Raw genomic sequence first — 21648 nt, forward strand, 5'->3', positions numbered from 1 at the left:
CATGACCGATTTTTCAATAAACCGACTCGATACCGTCGACTTGGATTTCGAACGCCGCCTGAAATCCTTGCTGGATTGGAACGAACAAGACGACTTCGAGATTCAAAAGCAAGTCTTAGATATCATTGCCGCCGTCAAAAAGTCGGGCGATCAAGCCGTCATCGATTATACGAATCGCTTCGACCGACGCAGCATTCAGGCGGCAAACGAACTAGAAATCAACAAGGAAACCCTAAAAACCGCTTGGGACAAACTGCCAAGTGCGCAAGCCGAAGCTCTCGATACCGCCGCGCGGCGAATTCGCGCTTATGCCGAAAAACAAACCATGGCATCCTGGCAATTCAGCGAAGAAGACGGCACCCTACTCGGCCAAAAAATCACCCCGTTGGACCGAGTCGGCCTTTATGTTCCGGGCGGCAAAGCCGCTTATCCATCCTCGGTACTGATGAATGCAATACCGGCTAAAGTTGCCGGCGTTCCTGAATTAATCATGGTCGTGCCGACGCCTCTAGGCGAATCCAATCAGCTAGTATTGGCAGCAGCTTATCTGGCCGGCGTCGACCGGGCTTTTTCGATCGGCGGCGCGCAAGCGGTCGCAGCGCTCGCATACGGCACCGAAACCGTTCCGGCCGTCTGCAAGATCGTCGGCCCCGGCAATATCTATGTCGCCACAGCGAAAAAAATGGTATTCGGTCAAGTCGGTATCGACATGATCGCGGGACCGTCCGAGATATTAATCATTTGCGACGGCCATACGGACCCGGACTGGATTGCGATGGACTTGTTTTCACAAGCCGAGCACGACGAAAATGCGCAATCGATCTTATTATCCGATAGCGCCGATTATTTAGACGCCGTTGAGCGCAGCATCTTAAAATTATTGCCTGAAATGGAACGAGCCGAAGTCATTAAAGCCTCGTTGTCCGGCCGTGGGGCACTCATCAAAACCGCCGACCTCGATGAAGCCGCCGAAATCGCCAATCGTATCGCACCGGAACATCTCGAATTGTCGGTCGCCGACCCGGACTCGCTGTGTGCGAAAATCCGCAATGCCGGCGCGATTTTCATGGGCCGCTATACCGCAGAAGCATTAGGAGATTATTGCGCGGGACCTAATCACGTGTTACCGACATCCGGCACGGCAAAGTTTTCATCGCCGCTCGGCGTCTACGACTTTCAAAAACGTTCGAGCCTAATCAATTGTTCGGAAGCCGGCGCCGATACACTAGGCAAAACCGCCTCGATTTTAGCTCGCGGAGAAAGCTTAACCGCGCATGCTCGATCGGCGGAATATAGAATCAAATCGTAACGACTCGGAATTGTCATATAAATACCCCGGATTCATAATATAAGAATCCGGTGCAATCCGTTAGATCGACATGGCCTTGATTTTTTATCGATTAACCTGCGACAAGCCCCAGCCATCACTCTGAATACCGTTGACTTGACTCATGCCACAACCCCATTTTATTAGCTCTATTTTCCGTAAAGAAGTGCTGGACCTATCGGCCTATAAAGTCGCCGATGCCGGCCGACTGATCAAACTCGACGCAATGGAAAATCCTTATCGCTGGCCGGAACCGGTCATAAAAGAATGGCTCGACGTTATCAAAGAGGCCGAAATCAATCGCTACCCGGATCCTGAAGCACGTAGGCTAAGCGCTACCCTGAAAAAGATCGATGGCATTTCCGGGAACTTAGAGATGCTGCTCGGCAATGGCTCGGACGAAATCATACAGTTACTACTGATGGCCTTGCCGCCTCATGCAAAGGTACTATCGCCATCGCCGGGCTTCGTGATGTATCGACAACTGAGCCGATGCCTTGGCCTCGATTATATCGACATTCCCCTACAGTCCGGCGATTTCGACTTGGATTTGCCGGCCATGCTCGAGGCGATCGACAAACACCAGCCTTCGCTTATTTTTCTGGCCTACCCGAACAACCCCACCGGCAACCTGTTCAGCGAAACCTCTATTAGAAAAATTATCGAAGCCACTCCCGGACTGGTTGTTGTCGACGAAGCCTATGCGCCATTCACCGACAAGAGCTTTATCGACGTACTCGGCGAATATAGTAACTTGCTAGTGATGCGCACTCTCTCGAAACTCGGTTTGGCCGGACTTCGTCTTGGCTACATCGTTGGGGATGCCGCTATTATCGGCGAATTGAACAAAATCAGATTGCCTTACAACATCAATACACTAACTCAAATAACGGCCGAATTTGCTTTAAACAACAGCGATTTATTCAAGCAACAAACCGTACAAATTCGAAGCGAAAGAAGCCGTGTATTGCATGAGCTAGGTACAATCGAAGGCATTACTACCTACCCGAGCGAAGCTAATTTCATTTTATTTAGAACGCCGCCCGATCAAGCCGTAGCGCTCTTCGAAACGCTTAAGACGAAAGGTATCTTAATCAAAAACCTGTCGCCTCAAGGAGGCCTCTTACTGGATTGCCTACGCGTTACGATCGGCACGCCCGATGAAAATGACGCCTTTTTACAAGCGTTATCTTCAAGCTTCGAACAACTGAGAATTTCGTAACAAATACATCCATCGTAGACGCTGGATATAACTGCTTCAAATTCCGCTAACTATAATGGTATATTGCCATGTCGAAAACTATAAAAATCAAGTATACGAGGCTTAGCCTTTACCAGGAGTGCAATAAATGAATATTGAAGGCGTCGATAAATCCAAGCGCCAGTTTCTAACCTCGGCGCTGACCGTGGTCGGAGCTGTCGGTACCGGCTATATTGCGGTTCCCTTTCTCGCGCAAATGCAACCCAGCACAAAAGCTATGGCCGCAGGCGCGCCGGTCACCGTCGATATCAGTAAAATGGAACCGGGACAGCTAATCCGTGTTGCTTGGCGCGGTAAACCGGTTTGGCTGCTTAACCGCACGCCGGAAGTGCTGGAAACACTGAAAACATTGGACGACCAACTCAGAGACCCTCAGTCTTCAGAATCCATACAACCGGTGTACACCAAAAACCCTACTCGCGCATTGAAACCGGAAATTTTTGTTGCCGTCGGCTTATGCACGCATTTGGGCTGTTCGCCCACCTTCCGGCCTGAAATCGCACCGGCCGACTTGGGACCCGACTGGAAAGGCGGTTTTTTCTGCCCTTGCCACGGTTCTTGGTTCGATCTGGCCGGTCGGGTTTTTCGTGGTGTACCGGCTCCGACCAACCTTGAAATTCCACCCTATCGCTATATTAGCGAAACTCAGATCATCATTGGCGAAGACACCGTGGAGACAAGCGTATGAAAACGAACCGCTGGACTGACTGTGGCAACTGGGTACTGGATCGTTTTCCGCTGACAAAGTTCTGGAACGAACACATGGCGCATTATTATGCGCCCAAGAATTTTAACTTTTGGTATTTTTTCGGCTCGCTCGCCTTGCTGGTGTTGGTCAATCAATTCGTTACCGGCATTCTGCTGACGATGAACTACAAACCGGACGCCAAATTGGCCTTCGACTCGGTCGAATACATCATGCGCGAGGTTCATTGGGGCTGGTTAATCCGCTACATGCACTCGACCGGTGCTTCGGCATTTTTCATCGTGATCTATCTGCATATGTTTAGGGGCTTACTATACGGTTCTTTTAAACAGCCTCGCGAACTGATCTGGATTTTCGGCATGCTTCTGTTTGTCGCTTTGATGGCCGAAGCGTTCATGGGCTACTTGCTTCCTTGGGGACAAATGTCTTATTGGGGAGCCCAAGTCATCATTTCGCTATTCAGCGCGATCCCTGTCGTCGGAGAAGAACTGTCATTATGGATCAGGGGCGACTATGTCGTATCCGATGCAACACTGAACCGATTCTTTGCCTTTCACGTCATCGCAGTACCTTTGGTTCTGGTATTGCTGGTATTGCTGCATATCATCGCATTACACGAAGTCGGCTCGAATAACCCGGACGGCATCGACATCAAAAAACACAAGGATGCCAACGGAATACCCTTGGACGGCATTCCATTCCACCCTTACTACACTGTCAAAGACTTGGTCGGCTTCGCGGTCTTCATGTTCTTTTTTGCAGTCGTTATTTTTTATATGCCGGAACTGGGAGGGTTCTTCCTCGAACACGCCAATTTCATACCTGCCGATCCATTGAAAACGCCGGAACATATCGCTCCGGTCTGGTATTTCACCCCCTTCTACGCGATTCTGCGCGCGGTTCCGGATAAGTTTGCCGGCGTCATTGCGATGGGTGGCTCCATTGTCGTGCTGTTTCTATTGCCATGGTTGGACCGCAGCGAAGTCAGATCCATCCGTTATCGCGGAGGCATCTATAAAAAAGCGCTTCTACTTTTCGTAATTAGCTTTATCGGCCTAGGCTATCTGGGCACACAACCTGCAACGCCCAGCGCTACCGCCGTCGCACGCGTTTTGACGGCGATTTATTTCGGCTTTTTCCTACTCATGCCGATTTACACCCGCTGGGAAAAAACCAAGCCTGTACCGGATCGTCTAACCGAACAACCTAGCCTCGAGGATCGAATACCGGATCTTGTTGAAACTTTCAATGAAGTCACGGTGAAAACCGAGGGCAAATCCGGCTTATTCAGCAGAAAACTCAATTACCAAGGGTTATCCGCCGTTAGCATCCGTTTTTTAAAAAGAATTAAAGGCAGCTTGGATTAATAATTATGAAAAGACTACTCAATACCTTGATACTGTTGTCGCTGCCTTTCGGCGTTTTCGCCGGAGGTGGTGTCAAACTTCAGAGCGCGGATTTCGACCTCAGCGATAAAAGCTCCTTGCAGCGCGGCGCAAAACATTTTGTGACCTATTGTTTAGGGTGCCATTCTGCAAAACATATCCGATACCTTAGGATAGCGCTCGACTTCGATATTGAAAAAGATAAGGTGCTCAAGGATATCGCCCCTGAAGGCGCCAACATCTATGACAAAATGAATTCGGCGATGAACGCTCATGACGCCGAAAAATGGTTCGGCATCATGCCGCCCGACTTATCGCTGATTTCACGGTCACGCGGACCGGATTGGCTTTACAGTTATTTGAAAGGCTTTTATTCCGACTCCTCCAAGCCTCTCGGCGTCAATAATGTCGTTTTTCCGGATGTTGGCATGCCGAACGTTTTATGGCAATTGCAAGGCGAACAAAAACCGGTTTTCAAAAAAGACGGCGACCAACAAGTCATCGACAAACTGGTTACCGAAATTCCAGGACAACTTCCGGAAAAAGATTTTGATCGCATGATTAACGACCTAGTCAATTTCCTTGTTTACGTTGGAGAGCCTGGACAGCTCGAGCGGCGAAGCATGGGCAAATATGTTTTGTTTTTCATTTTCATGATTTTCATACTTGCCTATCTATTAAAACGCGAGTATTGGAAGGACATTCATTAATCCCCCCCATTCGTAAAACAGGGACGTTTTACCCGTATTATACTCATCGTAGATGAAAATTCGGCCTCGGGGTGCCCGTCAAAGGACGCCGTAAACCCAGCACCTAAACTATCCAAGACAATTAACCATGGCTAATGGGCTTTATGGAATTCATCCAGCACCTAAATTAGCCATGATATTAAACATAGCCAATGGGCTATGGAATTTAGGTGCTGGATTTAGGTGCTGGGTAAATACGTCCATGTAGGCTCTATGCCAGCTCCATGCTGGCAAAGCCTTTACGAGCACCCCGAGGCCCTCCTCCCCTGCACTGCCGAAATTTGAAGTGCGAAAGGTATACCTATTGCCAACCGTATCGACAATTGCTGAGTTACAAGGATGTAATTAAGGCAAAAAATGCAGGAACACTTTTCTGCACTGCTGACGACACCCTCGGCAGGCATACCACAGACCTTCATAAAGTTAGCCATTTTTTGAACATAAAGGAGTAAGTTTCATGTGTCATTGGCAATGATTCAAATTCATGACTAACTTAATCGCTGGATTCACATTGACCCTCGGCAGACATACTCCACTCCTTGTACACGGCGAATTTTCTTAAGCCGGGAATTGCGGCAAACGGATATAAGCGAACAAAATGTCGAATTTTTCATGATATAATTGCCGTTTTAGACTCCGTGTACCCTAATGAGGTTATGATTCGTGGCACAACCAACTACTCGTAAATCCGCTATGACTCTTTTTTCATCTCCGACATGCGCGATGAGCCACGGCGCCCGATTGGTTCTTCATGAGAAAGCCATTGCGGCGGACATTGAATATTATGACATCAACCAACCACCTGACGACTTATTAGAGTTTAACCCGACCGGCACTTCGCCAACGTTGCTGGAACGCGGACTAGTCCTGTATGACGCGCGCATTATCATGGAGTATCTGGATGAGCGGTTCCCGCACCCCCCTCTCCATCAAATGGATCCAGTTTCCAGGGCCAACGCCCGAATGATCATCAAACGTATCGATCAAGACTGGTACGAACTGATGAATGAAATCATTCATTCCGGCGAAAAAAAATCGGCCCGAGCCAAAAAACTGCTCAAAGAAAGCTTGCTTTCCGCGGCCCCAGTATTCGAAGCGCGTCCTTTTTTCATGAGCGACGAATTTTCATTAATTGATTGTGTGATGGCTCCGCTCTTATGGCGCCTACCTATTCTCGGCATAGAAACCGCAACGACCGGTGAAGGATTAAAAAACTACGCCAATCGTTTATTCCGCAGACCGGCTTTCGCACTCAGCTTAAGCAGCGCCGAAAAAGAAATGAACGAAATCCCGAAATGACATCTTTAAAACCCTACTTAATCCGTTCGATCTACGAATGGATCTTAGACAACGAACTTACGCCGCACCTATTAGTCGACGCCGAATACGAAGGCACGGTTTTGCCTGGTAATTTTGTCGAGGACGGTAGAATCGTACTCAACATTAATCCGCCTGCAATACAAGGGCTTACCCTGGGAAATGAAGACATAGAGTTCAACGCCCGTTTCAGCGGCAAACCCATGCATATCCTCGTGCCTATGCCAGCAGTGATGGCAATTTACGCCAAGGAAAACGGCAAAGGGATGATTTTCGACCGCGAAGAAGACTCGGGCGATGATGAACCGCCACCGGAAAAAAAACCGACTCGGCCGCAATTGCGCGTTGTTAAATAGTAAAAGCCCACGATAATCGAAGCTTAACGGCAGTCAGTTCAAGTATTCGAAATAGATGATAAGCAACAACAGAATCTCATAGCCTCTTCCGCCTGGAAATCAGGCGGAAGACATAACCGCTCTTCCAAATTCGTGCTGTTATTTTTTATCCGGGGAATACAGCGTCGAAACTTTTCCTGAAGATTTTCCGGAATCCGGTTGCGCAATGATCTTAGCCACCCCCCGTTTTTTGACTTGATCGATTCTGATAATTTCGTGCATCGGAATGAATGAGCGATTGACACCTTCGAATTCCATTCTGAGCCTCTCCTCTGACGGATCAATTACAATTGCGCTTTTTTCGCCAAACACAAAGTCCTCGACGACAATAAAACCGTAAAGATCTCCTTGGTATACGTTTTTTGCATAAATCTCGTAAACTTGATCCTGATTGACGAACACGACTTTATAAATTAGTTTTTCCGACATTGAATATACTTGCCTACATTAAAATAAACGTTTATGGTTTGCCATTCTAACGCGAAAGCATAGATTTAAGATATTGCTGCCGTCCCGAAAAAAGCCGGTTATTATTGGATGGTGACGTAGATTCGTTTTGCTCAATCTTTATACCGCAGAAGAAGGCAAGCAATAATATCAGCGAATACCGGAAGCATATACGCCCATCGTAGATCAAAATTCGGAGCCGGGGGTACTACCGACATTTGAAGTGCGAAAGGTATAAAAAAAATCGTTTATGGCCCTCATTGTAAAAACCGACGCTTGAAGCTCAAACCCTTGCGAAAACCCACCACACAAAGCAGGTAACCCTATGGCTTATACAATATATTTATCCGGCGAAACGCATACCGATTGGCGCGACCAAATCATTCAGGGTATCGAAAACAACGATCTGGACATCGAGGTGCTCGGGCCGATTACCGACCTTAACATCAGTGAAAACATCGGCGCTGAAATCTTGGGCCCGGAGGAAAACAATTTCTGGCGCGATCACAAAAGCGCCAAGATCAACGCACTGCGCAATAATCATTATCTCGGTCAAGCCGACCTGGTCGTCGTGCGTTTCGGAGAAAAATACAAACAATGGGAAGCGGCATTCGATGCCGGCCTTGCGATAGGCATGGGCATTCCTATCGTCGTGATGCATGACCCCGAACTGACCCACGCCCTGAAAGAAATCGACGCGACCGCCCTTGCCGTCACACAAGATTCTCTCCAGGTCATCGAGATCCTTAAATATATCTCACAGCAATAACAAGATTTCATGAAAAATAACTTCCAGGAGCTGTGAGTTTTGTAGCAGGTTCGGCCTATCCTACATTTTTATCACCGAATCCTAAGAATCGTTGGATTGCGTTAAATTACGCAATCCAACATAAACTCCGCCCCCTATTTTCTTCTAACCGATCGAATAAGGCTCTGATTTTTAGTCTGAAAGGAGTCGAATCAGACAATCACATGCGGTAAGTAACGAGATAAATCCTGAGTGACGATAGCCTTGTCTTCACGAATTGAAATTCCTGCCGGCTGATCGTCGACCAGCCAGGAACCGATCAGGGTATGATTATCGCCGAATTTAGGTAAAGGATAATAGGCCTGGAAAATAAAACCTTCTTTTCCGTAAGGCCCATCTGTGCCAAAAAGCTTTTTACCGCCTTTATATAACGACACATTGGCGCCTTCCCTAGAAAATAACGGCTTTTTGACTAACTCCAGTCCTGGACTCCATTCGACATCATCTTCGAAAAAAGCAGGCAAAAGATTGGGGTGGCCGGGAAACATTTGCCATAACATCGGCAACAGCGCTTTATTAGACAGAATCGCTTTCCACAGCGGCTCCAGCCATTGCGTGCTACTTTTCAGCAACAACGGTCCATAGTCTTCGCTGAGCATGAACTCCCAGGGATATAGTTTGAATATGAGCTCAATGACTCTATCCTCCAAGTCGGTAAATGCCCCGCTTTCCCCTTGCCCAATATCCTCGACATAAACGAAACGATTAGGAATACCCGCTTCTGTTGCGCAATCTTGAAGATATTGCACTGTCCCCCTATCTTCCTCGCTGTCTTTGCAACAACTAAAGTAAAAGTCGCTGCCGTCGGTCGAAGCATGAATAGATCCTAAACGCTGCACCAGTTTTTCCTGTAAGGAATTAAATTGATCACAGTCTGGCGGCAACTCTCCGTTTCGGACATTGTCTTCAAGCCATAACCATTGCCAGAAACCTGATTCATAAAGACTGGTGGGCGTGTCGGCGTTATTTTCGTAAAGTTTCGCGGGATTGCGGCCGTCATAGGAAAAATCGAGCCGCGAATATAGGCTCGGTTGACGATTTTTCCAGGAGGCTTGAAGCAAATCCCAGAATATGTCTGGTATACCAAACTTTTCCATTAATCGTTCATCAACGACAACTCGGTCGACGACTTCGAGACACATCTGATGAAGCTCCTCGCTGGGTTCTTCGATATCTTTTTCAATTTGTTGCAAAGTAAAACGATAGTAGGCCGTTTCGTCCCAATAAGGTTCACCATACAACGTATGAAAGTGGAATCCGTACTCGTGAGCCAAATTTCGCCAACCCGATCTTTCCCGAATGGGCATACGAAACATGTCACTAGCCGCCCCAACCGCTGCTTCTTGAACTTGAGCGGGTCGAGCTCGAACCGCTCCAGGACGATTTAGCCGCAACCGTCGAACCGAAACCGCCTCGAGAAATGGTTCTGGTGACCGGGGGCTTGGATTGAAAGGCATCGCTACCGACGGTTACGTTAGTGCTGCGATTGCTGCCGTAACTTCGACCGTCGGCGGTCACCCAATTATTGTAAAAAGGAGAGCTGCGGCGATAAGAGGTAAAAACCGGTTGGGATTGGTAACCGCGATTAAAATCCAACGCCCTGGCAAACATAAATCCCGCCATTGCCGGCATAAACCAATTTTGTCCGGATGCATGCGGATAAGTCGTGCAGCGATTGAGTCCGAACTCTGACTCGCAGTCTTGCCGCGAGGCATACTTAGGCGCAGTTTTAGCGGCCTCTTCCTGCGCCTTGCGATAAGCTGCTTCGCAGTCTGCGGCATATTGTGGATTTTCGCTCTTACAAACGTCCAAGCTAGTATAAACCCGTGCATCGCGTTCTTCGTCAGAGCATGCATTTAACATGACACCCGCTACCGCTAAAGCAACCGGCTTGAGCCAAAAACGCGGGCCGTTTTTTTTCATTCGGTCCAGATTGATGCTTTTAGTGCGCTTCATGTGATCGCTCCTCAGTAGGTCATGCAGGCCGCATTCAAAATACCGACCGCAATCGAAAAACCGCCTAGGACCACGCCCGCGGAGATTTCATTATCATTGATGCTTTGCACGATTTTAGGCATGAAAATAAAGCGGATGATGGCAAAAGCAAGCAACTGTGCGATTAATGCGAATACGGACCATAACCAAAAATCCAGCAACGAAACAGAATTGGAGGCCGCTCCTGCAATCGCGATCGCGAAGCCTATGACAGCACCGATGAAACCAATCGCGGCCGCTACGTTTTTATCCTCCTTGACCAATTTCCATTCATCATGAGGCGTGATCAATGCATACAGAAATTTAAAAATCAGTAGCAAAGCCAATGAAGAGAAAAAATACATTGCGAAATTGCTGAGGCCCATCAGAGAATTTATCAAAGCGTCCACAGTTGACTCCTAGTGTTGTTTTAAAGAAAGGTTAAACTAATCGGCACCAGGCGGCGGCACTACAACAGAGAAGAACTTAACCGATAATTGTGATGTCGGCCGACTGCAAATTGATGCCGGTCGCGATAACCAAGCAACGGTCGGCACGCCCGTTTATTATTTTTTCTTCTCCTGAAACCAATGCGAATTCATCCAACGTATCATCGACCGGTCTTTCGTAGAGCATCACGAATTGATCGGTTTCGCTCGTACCGTCGGCTTCCGTATAAGTAATTTCAGTCATGGCCACCGGCGGCGAGGAACTGCCGACACTTTCCCAAACCCTAATAAACCGGTGACCCTCAAGCGTATATTCCGACCGGCTAATATCGGTATTGATTAAGCGATCCCAATCGGCTTGACTGCCAACAGCTTTGGTATCGTAAAAATACCAAAGCTTGACGTCTTCGATATGATTTTCCGTCATTCCGCCGTTTAACAGGACTTGCACGAAACTGTCGTCATCGGTGTAAAACCGCAAAAGCGTACTATTGTCGTCCAATTTGACTTCGCCGACCGCCTGAATAAACTGGGTTTTGGCGGCGCCTTCAAAAATAAGCAAGGGCTCGATCAGCTTGAGCCGCAGCGCGTCCAACTCAAATGCGCCGCCTAGCCTCAAACCGATGATTTCAGGGCTCCGAATTGTTTCTTGGGCGTTGTTTTTTTTGAACCATTTGCTAAACACACAGCTTCTCCCAATCGAGGCCGTCGATGCGTTCATCGGCAATGTAATAAATCATCGTGCCCGGATGAATCATGTGCGTCAAAGGCGGATTCAGCATGACGCTGCCATTGGTGTCGCCGACTGCGATCAGAATCGCATCGTGTTTTTGTTTAAGCGGAAAAAATAAATCGCCTAATAAAGCACTTTTCGATTGAGGCGGATATTTGATCGAATACTGCGTCATGCCGTCCTGAACATTCAACAAGTCCTGATGCAACGCGCTGGAGCCGGGATGCATGGCGGATTTAGCCAGCATCTCGACATCTACCGAAGGCGTGCATTCAATGTTCGGGCAATGCGTTTTCAGCAATTGGCTCAGTTTTTCATCATTGAAATAAGCGATCATGTGCGCGCTTTTATTACGACTTGCACAATACAGTGCGGTCGTCATCGTGACATCATCTTCCGGCGTATCGATAATGATCGTCGAGGCTTTTTCAAGACATGCTCGATCCATTTGCACGTCATCGTTATAACTATCGACCTTAACGAAATCGATTTGATCCGGTATCGGGTTCTCAATCTCTGCTTTCGCGCACAGCACAACCTTGTGTGTTTCTAAAGCGCCGAATTGTTCACGGAGCAGCAGACGGATGAGGTGTAAGGTCCGCATTTCGCCCCAGCCGATCACCAAAATGTGATTGGTGTAGTTTAACTGTTTCAAACCTTTTACTCCTTTTTTCCAATGATAGGCCGCAAAAACAGCGATCCGGCCTAAGAACATTGCAAACAGACTCAAGCCGAACGGAATCACGAATAATGCGGCCGTCATTTTGCCGCCAGGTGTCTGAGGAGATAAATCGCCGTAACCGACGGTCGATGCAGTGACTATCAACCAATACGGAAAGTCCGGCAAAGACAGTAAATCCGTTTCGCCGCAAAGAAAAAGCAAGGCATAGCTAATGCTCACATAAAGTAACAAAGCGAGAGCCGCACCTTGCCAACTCAAGATAATGCAATGCTGGATAAAAAATCGTTTAAGTTTATATAGGACAATCATCGAACAAGCCCATTAAACTCAACGACCGCCGAGAATGCGCTCCAGCTCGCTATCGGCATTTGCGTTGGAACCGGTGATGCCTGCCGCTTTCAATTTGGCCTCAAGCGCGTCGCCGCTTTCCTCGCCAAGCAGTTCTTCGGCGGCTTCCAGCTCGGCAGAGCGCTGGTTTTGCCGATCCTGAATACGCTTTAAGGATTCCGCCGCTGTTTTCATTTTGCTGTTCGCGCCCAAATGCCGAGAAGAAACCGAAACTTGAGCTTTTTGTACCGACTCGGTGGCTTTAACCATGTCGACTTGTTGTTCCATTCGACGTAAATTCGCTTTCGCCTCGGCAATTTTATGACGTAGCGTTTGCTCCGACTGATTGAATTGATTGACGTATTGCTGCTCTGCGTCCATTTGCTCGCGTAATTCCACGACTTTTTGTGCACATTCCAGCGCCAACTGCCTATCGCTCTCGGCGGCCCTGCGCGCGTGGCTCTCATAATCGACAATCGAGGTTTGTAAACCGGATACCTTTTGTTCCGCCAGTTTTCTTTTCGCCATGATTTGAGTCAAAGCATGGTCGGATTTACGCAGTTCTTCTTTCGCTTCCCGAATTTCTTGATCCAATATACGCAAAGCCTGACTATCTGCAACAGCCTCCGCAGCTTCGTTAGCGCCGCCCTTGATCGCAGTGACTAATTTATTCCAAACACTCATAGCTTAAACTCCATTAATCAAATGATTCTGGTAGGCATCCAAAAATGCACGCACATTCTGGAACAGTGTATCGACTTCGATGATAATACTCTCTTGTTTTGACTGACTCGACAATGCGCCGAAAGCCATATAATAATCTTCATCATCGATATGAGTAATAGCAATAGCCGTTAAGGGAAAAACTTGATGAGTTCTCAATATATCTTCATTGAGCAAGGCGCAGTCTTTAATCTCTTTTTTTGCGAATAATACCGACTCGACCAGGATTTGTTCGCCGCTAACCGCCAGATAAGCATCTAGTCCGTCGCCATTAGTGATACGCAAACAAGATTCTTCCCTAGCAACTTGATAACCGTCGCTTTCATTCAATAGACTTTCCAATTCGATAAGATTCCAACTCATAGTTTCTCCTGTAGCATGACATCGGCAAAAGAGCCTGCCAAAATTCTAGATGAAGGATTACGATAGCACAAACCTGTTTTTAACATATAAAAGGTAGAACAAAATCATCAGTTTTTTGTGAAATTCGGCCGAATTTAATTTCGACGATTGAAGAGCTATAGTTCTCGACAGGCGCTCCGCCCCTGCCAAAACCGAACGACTCTTAACCATCAAGATCGTTTATCTATCACTTCGTCTCTCAACACATCAAAATCATTGAATGCGCTTTTTAAGCTAAGCTTTAAATTGATGATCGTCGCGAGCGTGGTGCTGGTAAAAATACAAATCATGATCGCGATTTGATATTTTACGGCCACCCAGGGTTCGCTGCCGCCGAGAATCTGTCCGGTCATCATGCCGGGCAAAGAAACTAATCCCATCGTCGCCATGCCGGCTATCGTCGGATTGATTGCAGCTTTTATCGCATCCCGAAAATATGGCCGAACTGCCTCCATACGCGTTGCGCCTAGCATCAAAAAAGTCGCGTACTCGTTCTCGCTCTTGCGTAAAGCCGAATAGAATCGCTCTAATGCAATCACGTTGCCTTGCAGACAGTTGCCTAGAATCATACCGGCCAGCGGGACGATATACCGCGCATCGTAAAAAAGCGCCGGCCGTATTACCCAAAACACCAAAAATGCAGACGAGAACAGAATACTGAAAGCAATGGCTATAAACGTGACCAACGCAAAATAACGTACTTTAAGGCCCGCTCGACGTAAAATGCTGAAATCGGCGACCAAAAGCATCACCAGTATCCATAAGCCATTGAACCAAGGATTGTTGAGTTCGAACAGCCACTTCAGATAAAACCCGACCAAGGCCAACTGCACGCTCATCCGTAAAACGCTAATGCCGATATCTCGGCTCAACAGCAAGCCAAGCATTCGCAACAATAACCAAGGCAGTAGACAAAGGCCATACAGCAGCGCCATTCGCGGCAATTCGATATCAAGCGTTTCCACGTATTCTTTCCCGAACCAAGCGGCCCGCTTCCAGTTCTAAAATAAGATCGCAGCGCGCCAGCCACTCCGTATCGTGAGCGACCGAAAGCACCGTCAATTGAGGGTCGGAAAACACATCGAATACAGCTTGTTTGCTTTCCGCATCCAATGCACTGGTAATCTCATCCAACAAATACAAGCTTTTACCTAATAGCAGCCCTCGCGCCAATGCAATCCGTTGTTTTTCACCACCGGAAATTCGGCTACATTTCCGCTTTAAAATATCGACCGACAGATGCAAGCGATTCAATACTTCAACCAACCGAGCATCCGGAGGCCTTTGATTCCGATGGGTTTTAAACTGAAAAGGTAATAATAAAGCTTCGCGTACGGTCTCGGCGCCAAGTATGGGCTCTTGGCCGATATAAGCCGTCGCACTTCGAATCGCATGGACCGACGCAGGAGTCAACTGCATCTGCTGAAAATAGACGCCGCCGGCGGCGACGGCATGAAGCCCGATAAATGCTCTTAACACGCTACTCTTGCCGGAACCCGACTTACCGCATAAAACAGCTTTTTCGCCGGGGAACAGGGCAAAACTAATATTGGATAGGATGGTTTTTTCACGAACCGCTACCGATACTTGATCGAATCGAATGATTGGATTCATTAAGTTAATCCTAAAAAAAGCAGTTGAGAGTCTCAAACTACCGTTCGCCCTAGGCCCTTCGGCCGCGCTCAGGAAGAGCTCCGTCGAAGGGTCAAGGGTAGTTTGAGGCTTCACCAAGCCGGTGAAAGTGTTGTAGACCCTTCATGCTTCGACTTAGCTCTGCACGAACGGTCTACAACACATCTCAACTGCTCTTTTTGGGTTAATGGTTTAAAAGAACATACGCCCGAACTCACTACTTGCCCTATTCACTATTCACTATTCACTATTCACTATTCACTATTCACTATTCACTGCTCACTGCTCACTGCTCACTGCTAACTGCTAACTGCTAACTATTCTCTACTCAATACTCAGTCAACCAATAAAACTGGCACGGCTGAATGACCAGTTGCTGGTCGAATTCCGTCGGACGCTTGCCGGTATATAAATCACTGACTTGCCCGTAAATGCCAAACCCCGCCGTATTAAATTTTTCCATCTTGATACGCTGCGCTTGTTCGCTGAAATTACAAATCACCAGCACTTGCTCGGAAGGACGATTATGATCGTAGCGGATAAACGAAAAAATATGCGGGTTTTCGCACTCGATCAACTGCCGATTATTGAAGTCGGCAAAAGCCGTGGTTTCCTTGCGAATCGCAATCATTTTTTTCAATGCGTTAAATACGGCATGCTCGACCGTACCTTGTTTTTTACGTTGCTCGGCCCGTTCCCAATCGATCTTGGGCCGGTGAATCCAGCGGCTGTCATTGACCTTATCGGGTTGATCGAGATAACTGTGATCATTGAAGGTGGCGATCTCATCGCCGTAATACAGAAGCGGAAGGCCGCCGAATGAAAATATCACGCTATGCATTAATATGATCTTATTCAGCGCGATATCGATCGCATGCTCGTCGTCGGACTGAAGTGCCGTCTCAAGGCCGGCCAGCGAAGCCAGCGACCCGGCAATCCGCGCATCGCCGGTTTTGTCGTTACGCATGAACGGCACGCCGCTCGCGATCGAGTCCTCATAAACCCCTGTATAGAAATCGACCAGAAAGCGACGATGCGCGACTGGATCATAACCTACATGCCGCACATCGTTATCATCGAAACCTAGGCCGATATCGTCATGGCAACGCACATAATTCAACCAAGTCGCTCGCTCCAATTTATCGGGCAGGCTTTTCAAACCCTGATACAGTAATTTGCTATTGCGCGTCGCCAACGCATCCCAAAGCAAGGCCATCAGCGTCGCGTTATAGGCGATTTCACACTCTTTCGCGATAATCGCGTCCTCGCCGAAATATTTAGTAATCTCGACAGGCGCGACGATCGCCTCAGCAATAAACAAGGATCCCGGCGCGGTTACTTGGCAACAGTCTTTCATCAACTGCAGCAACAAATGCGCTTCGCGTTCGTTTTGACAGGTCGTGCCCATCTTCTTCCATAAAAAAGCAACCGCATCGAGCCGAATAATATCGGCGCCTTGATTGATCCAAAAGAGAATCACGTCGAGCATTTCGATGAATACCGAAGGGTTGCTGTAGTTGAGATCCCATTGATAATCATTGAAGACCGTCATCACCCATTTCTGCAGGGTTTCGTCCCAGGTAAAATTTCCCGGAGCGGTTTCCGGAAAAATTTCGGGCATGCTTTGTTCGAACATATCGGGAATTTCACGATTATCGAAGATGTAATAATAATCCTGATATTTTTGCTCTCCTGCCTTCGCCCGCTTCGCCCATTCATGCTCGTCCGATGTATGATTCAACACAACGTCCAAGGTCAACAGAATATCGCGTTTTCTGAACTCGCTTGAAACCCTCTGTAAATCTTCTAATTTGCCGACACGGCTATCGATCTGCCGAAAATTACTGACCGCATAACCGCCGTCGCTGCGTCCGGTCGGACACTCGAGAATCGGCATGATGTGCACCAAATTGACGCCGAGCTCTTGAAAATAAGAGGTATTATCCGCCACGCCGGCCAAGTCGTCGGCAAACCCGGCACTGTACAAAGCCATACCGACCCATTTTTGATTCAAAAACCAGTTATGATCGTTTTCCCGAGCGATATCGAGTTTCTCCAACTCTTCCGGCCGCTGAATATATTGCCGGGCCAAGGTTTCGACCAACTTGAGCATTTGCTCCTTGAAGTCGTCGCGGCGGCCGTATAGATGATGAAACAGATTATGAATCGCATAAAAATTCGCGCCGAGACGCGTGTAAAAATGCCGTAAATCCTGCCTGCGGATTTCCGGCTTGAGATCATCTAAAATTTCATTTAATAAGGAATGCGAAATCTGTTCGTACATGGTTAGGATGCGGAGAAAATGTAAAATTTCATAACCGGTAGAGCAAAGGCTCGCGCCCGGTAACGAGTAAAGAATGGATAGCTTAGTCTAGACCCCAAGCAGCTATGAACGTTTCATAAAATACAGGATCTCTAACCGTCGCACCTCTTTGGCCGACCATGGCCGAAGCAAACGCTTGCGCGCGCTCCATCGTGATTTGTAGCGGCCAATCGAGATTGAGCCCGAGTAGCATCACCGAAGCGAACGCATCGCCGGCACCAACCGTATCAATCACTTGGGCGATCTCGCCCGGCGTAACCCGGCACGACTCACCATGACGGTCAGTCGCAAACGCGCCTTGCTTGCCGCTCGTGACAATCAGTCCTTGTAATCGGTAAAGCTCGACAAAGCGCCGCATATCGGCCTTAAGATCGCCCGAAACCGGATAAAGCGCCGCCAACTCATGATGATTCAGCTTGACCCAATCGGCTTGACCGAGCCATTCAAGCACTTGGTCTTTTTGCCACCAAGGTTCGCGCAAATTGACATCCATGAAGATACGCCCCTTGTGTGCGTCTTTAAGAACGTCCAAAGCCGTCCTTGAAACCGGCTGACGCAAGGACAGTGTGCCGTGATAAAGCAAACCGGGACGCTCCGTATCTTGAAGCTCGGCTTCATTAATATAATCGTAGGCTTGTTCCGGCACGATCGTATAGGCGGGCTCGCCCTGCTCGATGACGATATCGACGACACCGGTAGGATGCCGGCTATCCCTTTGCAAACCCGACATATCCATGCCCCACTTATGCATCGCGGCAATGACCGAGTCTCCGGTCGCATCCTGACCGACTCGACTGATAAAATGCGGTTCTTGCCGGAAGGCCTGCAAATGCCAGGCGACATTGAACGGCGCGCCGCCGAGTACCCGGCTGCCATCGGGAAAATGATCGAACAAAACCTCGCCGAAAATAGTGATCGGATTTTTATTCATCGCCAATAATCCAGTGTTTGATTTCGGGTAAATAATGCACAACGCCTTCTAAAATACCGGCACTGTAATTGCCGTTCATTCCGAGAAAACCGCCTTCAGCCAAATATAACGATTGCTCGGTCGACTGCTCCCGAGCCAACTGCAGCGCCTGCTTGCGTACCTCGTCGGTCGCATTGGCGACCAATACCGAGTTAATCGGGCTGGTCAAAACCGGCAGATCGTTACCGCTATCGCCGGCGAAAACCGTGTTATCCAAACAAAAGCCAAGCTGCTTCATTAAAAACTCGACCGCATGAAACTTAGTCGCGCAAGCGGGTAAAACATCCAGCAGTCCAGTATGCGTGGTTTCGTCGACACTGTAAATAAGCTCCGCTCGTACCGAATTCGACGCCAAGCGTTTTCTCATTTCAGTCAACAAAGGCTTCGGATCGATTGCTGCCGATACATAATAACTGAGCTTGAAACGATTCTGCTTCGCGCCTTCCTGTTGCGTTAATTCGGACAATTCGCTGAACAAACGATGCATCTCGGCATGTTCGCGTCCGGCCCAATCCGGTTCGATTTCATGACTCCATTGCGGCCACTCTTGCCATTCATGATCAACGACTTGATAAATCGTCGTGCCTACATCACCGATCACGTAATCCGGCAACGGCAAATCGTATTCGGCTATCGCTTGCTGCACTAAGGCCTGATGCCTACCGGTCACATATGCCAGTGTGGATCCGGGATGCCGCGCCAAGGCCTTGAAATAAACCCTCGCCATCGCCGATTCCGGCACATTGCCGTTCGGCAATAAGGTTCGATCAAGGTCGGTACAAAGCAAAAGCCGGTCGGTCATAATTCTGCTCTCAGTCGTTTAAAAATCATAATGTTCTATCGCCTCAATGATACCGAGCGCAAAAGGTTGTGCCGCAAAATAAATCCGCTCGGGCTCGCGCAAACCCGATAATTCCTCGCGATGCCGATTAGCGACAACAACCGCTAAGGTATTACCCTGCATCATGTCTTCATCGGCGCCGGAGCCGCCGGCGACTAGAATACGCTCCAACGGCAGATTCCACTGCTGGGCGAAATAACGCAAGGCCAAACCTTTCGATGCACGCACCGGAACGATGTCGAAAAATTGCCCGAAGGATATATACACATTGACCGCCTGCTCCTCCTGACGCAACAATGTCTGAATTTCTTCTACCGTCGGCGCCTGCTCGGCATCGTAATGATAGGAAATTTTGAATCGGCTTTGCTCGCTTTTGGGCTGTAAAGTCAAACCGGGCAATTCCCCGATAATGCGGCGTATGGCCTTGCTATTCCAGTGATAATCGATATGTCTTGCCCAAGCGCTGTCCGGCGTCATTTGTGGCGAATAGACAATTTCGGTTCCCAAGCTGGTGATTAAAACATCCGGTACCGGCAAGCCGTTTCTCTTTAAAATTGTCATTGCCGAATCTAGCCTGCGGCCGGTCGCGACACCGAAAAAAACTTTTTTTCGATTCTCGGCCAAATAAGCGGCAAACGCTTTCAAACCCTCGGCGCTACCCAATAAACTTTGATCGATATCGGAAAAAACGGCTCGATCGCGATAGCTCAAATCGCCTCGCACGCGCGCCACTTTCGGGAACTCCGGATGATGCTCCAATAATGGCTGTATCATCTCAAGATACTTTTGTGCGTGCGTATTCCAGGAATAGCGTTTCCGAACATTTTTAAGGCCTTTTTCGGAAAATTTTTCCCATTTTTTCGGGCTGCTTAAAATTTCCAGCAACGCATTCGCTATCGCACTGCTATCTAGCGGATCAACGAGAATACCGTTATGGCAAGCACCGATAATATCGACCGGGCCGCCGTTTTCGGTCGCAACCAGCGGCAATCCGCATGCGGCCGCCTCGAGTAAAGTTAAACCAAACGGCTCGGTCAATGCCGGATTGACGAACACGCCTTTCGATTCCGCGGCCAAGCGGTAAATATCCGGAACATCCTCCTGTTTGTGGTGCTTAGGGATCGCAATATGGCCGTATAAATCATAGTAATCGACCAATAATAGAATTTCGGTCAACACCGCTTGCGCGCCTTCGTCCATTTCCCGGATATCGTCGCGATTGCCGGCTACGATCACTAAATTCGCTAATTTCTGTAATTCGGGAGACTCGCCGTAAGCATGAACTAACGAAACTATGTTCTTGCGTTCGTCAGGACGCGACAAAGCCAGAATCATCGGTTTTTTAGGATTATTCAAAAAAGGCTCCAGCGATTTGCCGAAGGCTATTTTTACCTTGTTTTCAGGAGGATGAAACTGCTCCAGATCGGTTCCCGGCGGAATCACGACCATGCGTTCCGGCTGATAATAGTCGTAGAGCTCGTATTGTTCGGCAATCTCGTTGCGGGTACTGGTCACGACCAACTCGGCATTGGCCAGCACATCCTCTTCGGCGCTGATTCTTTTGGAAATATGATAACGCTGCTCGATCAAATCATTCGGTAAGCCCATTGCAAGTAAACGACCGAGCTTGTCTCTGCCCAGTGAATGCCCGGTATGCACCAATGGGATACCGGTCAAAAGCGACAACCGCACGCCCACATAGCCGGCGTCGGCATAATGACTATGAATCACGTCCGGCATACGCGTCTGTTGCCGGAGCCACTCCAACAAATTGTCGGCGAAAATATCGAGATAATCCCAAAGTTCCTCTTTCTTGATATAGCCTTCGGGGCCGGCCGGAATCCGGACGATTTGCGCGTTTTTATCCAGCGGCTCAAGCGCTTCACGATAATCTGCACCAACCTCGGGATCGTCAACCAATCGCGTTGCTAAATCAACCCGACCTACCGAAGGTTGGCACGCTAAAGCCCTCGCTAAATCCACGACATACTTGGTCTGACCTCCGGTGTCGGCATCGCGTCCCAGTTCTAAATCTCGTCCGCGTATCAGGCCGTGAACACTGATCAAAAGAATATAATGCGAAACCTTCTTGCTCGTCATGATCGAACTCATTTCAGCTGGAGATAAATTGTATTCTCTCATTCACGAACAACTATCTCAAGTGACACTAACTTGCAGCATCTACCGGATCACCTTG

General features: G+C 48.3%; 22 protein-coding genes. 8 read left to right on the forward strand and 14 right to left on the reverse strand.

Translation table 11 applies throughout. The features are described 5' to 3' along the window. The first annotated feature begins 1 nt into the window (after nt 1). The 7 genes from hisD (at nt 2) to ACINK7_RS19315 (ending at nt 7101) form a co-directional block, all read left to right on the forward strand. Complete coding sequence (gene hisD, locus ACINK7_RS19285) at nt 2–1309, forward strand: histidinol dehydrogenase (protein ID WP_404357818.1); 1308 nt, start codon at nt 2–4, stop codon at nt 1307–1309. A 142-nt stretch (nt 1310–1451) separates the two neighbouring features. After that, on the forward strand, nt 1452–2549 hold the full coding sequence (hisC, locus tag ACINK7_RS19290; RefSeq protein WP_404357820.1) for a histidinol-phosphate transaminase: 1098 nt from the start codon (nt 1452–1454) through the stop codon (nt 2547–2549). 127 nt (nt 2550–2676) lie between these two features. Next, nucleotides 2677–3276 carry a ubiquinol-cytochrome c reductase iron-sulfur subunit gene (petA, locus tag ACINK7_RS19295; protein ID WP_404357822.1) on the forward strand — a complete coding sequence of 200 codons (600 nt, stop codon included), beginning with the start codon at nt 2677–2679 and terminating at the stop codon, nt 3274–3276. After that, a complete protein-coding gene (locus tag ACINK7_RS19300; RefSeq protein ID WP_404357824.1) occupies nt 3273–4661 on the forward strand; it encodes a cytochrome bc complex cytochrome b subunit in 1389 nt (462 codons plus the stop codon). Before petA ends, ACINK7_RS19300 begins: the two co-directional genes overlap by 4 nt. 5 nt (nt 4662–4666) lie before the next feature. Next, nucleotides 4667–5389 carry a cytochrome c1 gene (locus ACINK7_RS19305; protein WP_404357826.1) on the forward strand — a complete coding sequence of 241 codons (723 nt, stop codon included), beginning with the start codon at nt 4667–4669 and terminating at the stop codon, nt 5387–5389. A gap of 732 nt (nt 5390–6121) precedes the next feature. Beyond that, entirely contained in the window at nt 6122–6727 is a 606-nt protein-coding gene (locus ACINK7_RS19310; protein WP_404361481.1) for a glutathione S-transferase N-terminal domain-containing protein, read from the forward strand. Beyond that, nucleotides 6724–7101 carry a ClpXP protease specificity-enhancing factor gene (locus tag ACINK7_RS19315; RefSeq protein ID WP_341327555.1) on the forward strand — a complete coding sequence of 126 codons (378 nt, stop codon included), beginning with the start codon at nt 6724–6726 and terminating at the stop codon, nt 7099–7101. The genes ACINK7_RS19310 and ACINK7_RS19315 overlap by 4 nt, the downstream gene beginning before the upstream one ends. 138 nt (nt 7102–7239) lie before the next feature. Here the strand turns inward: ACINK7_RS19315 and ACINK7_RS19320 are convergent, their stop codons facing one another. Then, nucleotides 7240–7569, reverse strand: a complete 330-nt coding sequence (locus tag ACINK7_RS19320) for a DUF1820 family protein (protein WP_404357828.1) — start codon at nt 7567–7569, stop codon at nt 7240–7242. A 343-nt stretch (nt 7570–7912) separates the two neighbouring features. Here ACINK7_RS19320 and ACINK7_RS19325 point away from each other — a divergent pair, with 343 nt between their 5' ends. After that, nucleotides 7913–8356, forward strand: coding sequence for a YtoQ family protein (locus ACINK7_RS19325; RefSeq protein WP_404357830.1), 444 nt, complete (start codon nt 7913–7915; stop codon nt 8354–8356). Between the two features lie 191 nt (nt 8357–8547). On the opposite strand, the gene ACINK7_RS19330 is transcribed toward ACINK7_RS19325, so the two are convergent. The 13 genes from ACINK7_RS19330 to ACINK7_RS19390 form a co-directional block, all read right to left on the reverse strand. Continuing rightward, a complete protein-coding gene (locus tag ACINK7_RS19330; protein WP_404357832.1) occupies nt 8548–9711 on the reverse strand; it encodes a glutathionylspermidine synthase family protein in 1164 nt (387 codons plus the stop codon). Between the two features lie 4 nt (nt 9712–9715). Next, on the reverse strand, nt 9716–10351 hold the full coding sequence (locus ACINK7_RS19335; RefSeq protein ID WP_014147126.1) for a DUF1190 family protein: 636 nt from the start codon (nt 10349–10351) through the stop codon (nt 9716–9718). Nucleotides 10352–10362: 11 nt separating this feature from the next. Next, nucleotides 10363–10779 (reverse strand): DUF350 domain-containing protein, encoded by a 417-nt coding sequence (locus ACINK7_RS19340; protein ID WP_014147125.1) that lies wholly within the window; start codon nt 10777–10779, stop codon nt 10363–10365. Nucleotides 10780–10855: 76 nt separating this feature from the next. Beyond that, nucleotides 10856–11503, reverse strand: coding sequence for a YjfK family protein (locus ACINK7_RS19345; protein ID WP_404357834.1), 648 nt, complete (start codon nt 11501–11503; stop codon nt 10856–10858). Then, on the reverse strand, nt 11496–12491 hold the full coding sequence (locus ACINK7_RS19350) for an ion channel (protein WP_404357836.1): 996 nt from the start codon (nt 12489–12491) through the stop codon (nt 11496–11498). The genes ACINK7_RS19345 and ACINK7_RS19350 overlap by 8 nt, the downstream gene beginning before the upstream one ends. A 69-nt stretch (nt 12492–12560) precedes the next feature. Next, nucleotides 12561–13244, reverse strand: a complete 684-nt coding sequence (locus tag ACINK7_RS19355; RefSeq protein ID WP_404357838.1) for a PspA/IM30 family protein — start codon at nt 13242–13244, stop codon at nt 12561–12563. Between the two features lie 3 nt (nt 13245–13247). Further along, a complete protein-coding gene (locus ACINK7_RS19360; protein ID WP_404357840.1) occupies nt 13248–13646 on the reverse strand; it encodes a YjfI family protein in 399 nt (132 codons plus the stop codon). A gap of 209 nt (nt 13647–13855) precedes the next feature. Continuing rightward, nucleotides 13856–14650 (reverse strand): ABC transporter permease, encoded by a 795-nt coding sequence (locus tag ACINK7_RS19365; protein WP_404357842.1) that lies wholly within the window; start codon nt 14648–14650, stop codon nt 13856–13858. Beyond that, a complete protein-coding gene (locus tag ACINK7_RS19370; RefSeq protein WP_404357844.1) occupies nt 14637–15299 on the reverse strand; it encodes an ATP-binding cassette domain-containing protein in 663 nt (220 codons plus the stop codon). The genes ACINK7_RS19365 and ACINK7_RS19370 overlap by 14 nt, the downstream gene beginning before the upstream one ends. 346 nt (nt 15300–15645) lie before the next feature. Further along, nucleotides 15646–17601 carry an amylosucrase gene (locus ACINK7_RS19375; protein ID WP_404357846.1) on the reverse strand — a complete coding sequence of 652 codons (1956 nt, stop codon included), beginning with the start codon at nt 17599–17601 and terminating at the stop codon, nt 15646–15648. An 82-nt stretch (nt 17602–17683) separates the two neighbouring features. After that, the gene (locus tag ACINK7_RS19380; protein ID WP_404357848.1) at nt 17684–18571 is read right to left on the reverse strand and encodes a PfkB family carbohydrate kinase; all 888 of its coding nucleotides are present in this window, start codon (nt 18569–18571) and stop codon (nt 17684–17686) included. Next, nucleotides 18564–19412 carry an HAD-IIB family hydrolase gene (locus ACINK7_RS19385; protein WP_404357850.1) on the reverse strand — a complete coding sequence of 283 codons (849 nt, stop codon included), beginning with the start codon at nt 19410–19412 and terminating at the stop codon, nt 18564–18566. The genes ACINK7_RS19380 and ACINK7_RS19385 overlap by 8 nt, the downstream gene beginning before the upstream one ends. An 18-nt stretch (nt 19413–19430) precedes the next feature. Next, nucleotides 19431–21563, reverse strand: a complete 2133-nt coding sequence (locus ACINK7_RS19390) for an HAD-IIB family hydrolase (protein WP_404361483.1) — start codon at nt 21561–21563, stop codon at nt 19431–19433. Nucleotides 21564–21648 lie beyond the last annotated feature (85 nt).

It is taken from the genome of Methylotuvimicrobium sp. KM1 (genome assembly GCF_044788715.1).
Lineage (GTDB): Bacteria > Pseudomonadota > Gammaproteobacteria > Methylococcales > Methylomonadaceae > Methylotuvimicrobium.

Bases quoted from the DNA above. Each gene is read 5' to 3' on its own strand.
- hisD (WP_404357818.1), top strand. From the start codon at position 2: ATGACCGATTTTTCAATAAACCGACTCGATACCGTCGACTTGGATTTC.
- hisC (WP_404357820.1), top strand. From the start codon at position 1,452: ATGCCACAACCCCATTTTATTAGCTCTATTTTCCGTAAAGAAGTGCTG.
- petA (WP_404357822.1), top strand. From the start codon at position 2,677: ATGAATATTGAAGGCGTCGATAAATCCAAGCGCCAGTTTCTAACCTCG.
- ACINK7_RS19300 (WP_404357824.1), top strand. From the start codon at position 3,273: ATGAAAACGAACCGCTGGACTGACTGTGGCAACTGGGTACTGGATCGT.
- ACINK7_RS19305 (WP_404357826.1), top strand. From the start codon at position 4,667: ATGAAAAGACTACTCAATACCTTGATACTGTTGTCGCTGCCTTTCGGC.
- ACINK7_RS19310 (WP_404361481.1), top strand. From the start codon at position 6,122: ATGACTCTTTTTTCATCTCCGACATGCGCGATGAGCCACGGCGCCCGA.
- ACINK7_RS19315 (WP_341327555.1), top strand. From the start codon at position 6,724: ATGACATCTTTAAAACCCTACTTAATCCGTTCGATCTACGAATGGATC.
- ACINK7_RS19320 (WP_404357828.1), bottom strand. From the start codon at position 7,569: ATGTCGGAAAAACTAATTTATAAAGTCGTGTTCGTCAATCAGGATCAA.
- ACINK7_RS19325 (WP_404357830.1), top strand. From the start codon at position 7,913: ATGGCTTATACAATATATTTATCCGGCGAAACGCATACCGATTGGCGC.
- ACINK7_RS19330 (WP_404357832.1), bottom strand. From the start codon at position 9,711: ATGTTTCGTATGCCCATTCGGGAAAGATCGGGTTGGCGAAATTTGGCT.
- ACINK7_RS19335 (WP_014147126.1), bottom strand. From the start codon at position 10,351: ATGAAGCGCACTAAAAGCATCAATCTGGACCGAATGAAAAAAAACGGC.
- ACINK7_RS19355 (WP_404357838.1), bottom strand. From the start codon at position 13,244: ATGAGTGTTTGGAATAAATTAGTCACTGCGATCAAGGGCGGCGCTAAC.
- ACINK7_RS19360 (WP_404357840.1), bottom strand. From the start codon at position 13,646: ATGAGTTGGAATCTTATCGAATTGGAAAGTCTATTGAATGAAAGCGAC.
- ACINK7_RS19370 (WP_404357844.1), bottom strand. From the start codon at position 15,299: ATGAATCCAATCATTCGATTCGATCAAGTATCGGTAGCGGTTCGTGAA.
- ACINK7_RS19375 (WP_404357846.1), bottom strand. From the start codon at position 17,601: ATGTACGAACAGATTTCGCATTCCTTATTAAATGAAATTTTAGATGAT.
- ACINK7_RS19380 (WP_404357848.1), bottom strand. From the start codon at position 18,571: ATGAATAAAAATCCGATCACTATTTTCGGCGAGGTTTTGTTCGATCAT.
- ACINK7_RS19385 (WP_404357850.1), bottom strand. From the start codon at position 19,412: ATGACCGACCGGCTTTTGCTTTGTACCGACCTTGATCGAACCTTATTG.
- ACINK7_RS19390 (WP_404361483.1), bottom strand. From the start codon at position 21,563: ATGAGTTCGATCATGACGAGCAAGAAGGTTTCGCATTATATTCTTTTG.